The organism is Bradyrhizobium sp. (assembly GCF_019244115.1).
Classification (GTDB): Bacteria; Pseudomonadota; Alphaproteobacteria; order Rhizobiales; family Xanthobacteraceae; genus Bradyrhizobium.
This window is the reverse complement of the sequence record NZ_JAFATE010000899.1, coordinates 1-2,258: the sequence shown is the minus strand read 5'-3', so window position 1 is coordinate 2,258 and position 2,258 is coordinate 1. Positions and strand designations below refer to the sequence as shown.

The 2,258-nt window shown below is 62.6% G+C and carries 2 protein-coding genes; one reads left to right on the top strand and one right to left on the bottom strand.

The genetic code is table 11. The features are described 5' to 3' along the window. The coding region (locus JOZ76_RS37430) for a hypothetical protein (RefSeq protein WP_291706392.1) at positions 1-313 on the bottom strand (313 nt) is incomplete at its 3' end. Positions 314-820: 507 nt separating this feature from the next. Between JOZ76_RS37430 and JOZ76_RS37425 the strand changes: the two genes are divergently transcribed. Continuing rightward, a protein-coding gene (locus tag JOZ76_RS37425) for an IS3 family transposase (RefSeq protein ID WP_291706391.1) occupies positions 821-2,007 on the top strand; the annotation gives its coding sequence in 2 pieces (ribosomal slippage) (positions 821-1,082 and positions 1,082-2,007; 1,188 coding nt in all). Positions 2,008-2,258 lie beyond the last annotated feature (251 nt).

Below are 2,258 nucleotides of genomic sequence, written 5' to 3'. Positions count from 1 at the left end.
GCAGTCCAGTTGGACTCGAGGCGTCCGGCCACCAGTAGATGCTGAGGCTGGTGTAGTCATGAACATCACCGCTCGGCGGCGGAACGGACTTCTGCGTGACCGTATATGGTCCGCGCGTGAGGGCCCTCTCAGCCTGTTCGCGGAGTTCGTTCAGCGCCGGCTGGATCTGCGGATCGCCGGCTCGCGCGGCGTTCTGTGCGTCGAGCAACGCCGTGGCGTCCAGCAGAAGCACGGCCGGAGACTGCTGCGCAACCACAGGGCGCGAAGCACTGATCGGCAGGAAACTCAGCAGTAGGGCGAGCAGAAAGCGCATACTTCTTGCATTCAACGAGGGCGAGCACGTGGACTGGCCGACAACGATTGTTGACTCCAGGTGACGCGTGCGTCAAACGGACACTGTTCAGCATCGTTTGGCGCGATCAGCGATTCCCCAATCGAATGTCCGTGCGGCTGGATTCGCCACCAGACCGGCGTGCAAGAGTGGCAGAAGGGGTGGAATGTGCAGGCGCGGCCCCAAGCAGCACTCGCGCCAGATCAGCACCTGGCAGCCGAGTATATGGGGTGGGTAGGGCTCGGCAGGCGCGTGCTCGAGGGACGCTCAGCGTAGAAGCTACGGCAGAGCGACTGACTCCCGCGCGGCGCTGAATCGAAAAGGGCTCCCAGGCCCAGAACAGCCGTCACGCTCTTCGATATGCTGGCCCTGGGGTCACGCGCTTGTTGGTGGTGTCATTCCGCGTTGTCAAAACCAAAGGGCTGGAGTTGACCCGCTCTCGTGGACACCTGAACATTGGGGCCGGCGAGCCCCTGCTGAGGAGTCCACATGCCGAGAACCCGACCGCCCTACCCGCCCGAGTTTCGCGCGGAAGCGGTTGAGCTGATCCGATCCGGGGCCAAGACGATTCGCGGGCTGAGCCGCGATGTTGGCGTCTCGGACCAGACGTTGCGCAACTGGCTGAAGCAGAGCGACATTGACGCTGGCCGGCGCCACGACGGCCTGACGACCAGCGAACGTGAGGAGTTGCGCCGTCTACGGGCCGAGAACCGGACATTGCGGATGGAGCGGGATCTCCTAAAAAAAGCCGCGGTCTACTTCGCCAGGGACGGCGATCGAAGTCGGTGAGCCCGGTGGAAGTCTTCAAGTTCATCGACGCGGAGAAGACCTGGTTTCCGATCGCCTTCATGTGCCAACGCCTCGGTGTCTCGAAAGCTGGCTACTTCGCGTGGAAACGCCGTCCGCCGTCGCCACGCGCCGTGGCTGATGCGCGCATCGACAAGCTCATTCATCAGATCCACACCGGTAGCCGCGGCACATACGGCGCACCCAGGATCCATGCCGAGCTCACCGATGAGCACGGCGTCCGCTGCGGTCGCAAGCGTGTGGCCCGGCTGATGCGCATCGCCAAGCTGCGCGGCGTCTGCCGGCGTCGCCGTGTCAAAACCACGCGGCGCGACGAGCGGGCCCAGATCAGCGAGGACCTGGTGCAACGCCAGTTCAACGCCACGGCACCGAATGCGCTGTGGATCTCGGATATCACGTATCTACCCACCTGGCAGGGCTTCGTCTATCTGGCGGTAGTCATCGATGCTTGGAGTCGACGCGTCGTGGGCTGGAGCATGGCCTCGCATCTCAGGACCGAGCTGGTGCTCGATGCGCTCGAGATGGCGTTGTGGAACCGCCGACCGGCGCCAGGGCTGATCCACCATTCGGACCACGGATCTCAATACACCAGTCTGGCGTTTGGTCATCGTTGTCGCGAGGCCGGCATCGCCGCCTCGATGGGATCCGTGGGCGATTGCTTCGATAACGCCATGTGCGAGTCATTCTTTGCATCGCTCGAATGCGAGCTGATCGACTGCAGCCGCTGGCGTACGCACCGTGAGGCGCGGATCGCCGTCTTTGACTACATTGAATGCTTCTACAATCCGCGCCGTCGTCACTCTGGCATCGGCTATCTCAGCCCTGCCGAGTTCGAAAGGAGAACCCGCCGCCACACCATCGCTGCCTAACCGTAACCTGTCCACGAAAGCGGGGGAACTCCAAATCGCCGTCCGGACGATACGAGGTAGCTAAATTTCTCTTTCATCGCTGTAATGGGCCTTCAAATGCGAACGCGCCGCATGTTGCCTGAATGCAACAGTTTTGGCTTGCCCCCGACTTGACAGTTTGGGCTCCCGTGTTACGGAAGGACATGGCCGATGTTCGTCCGTTCAAGAAAACCGCGCCCGACACAGGACGCCCTGCCAACTGGCGCGACCAG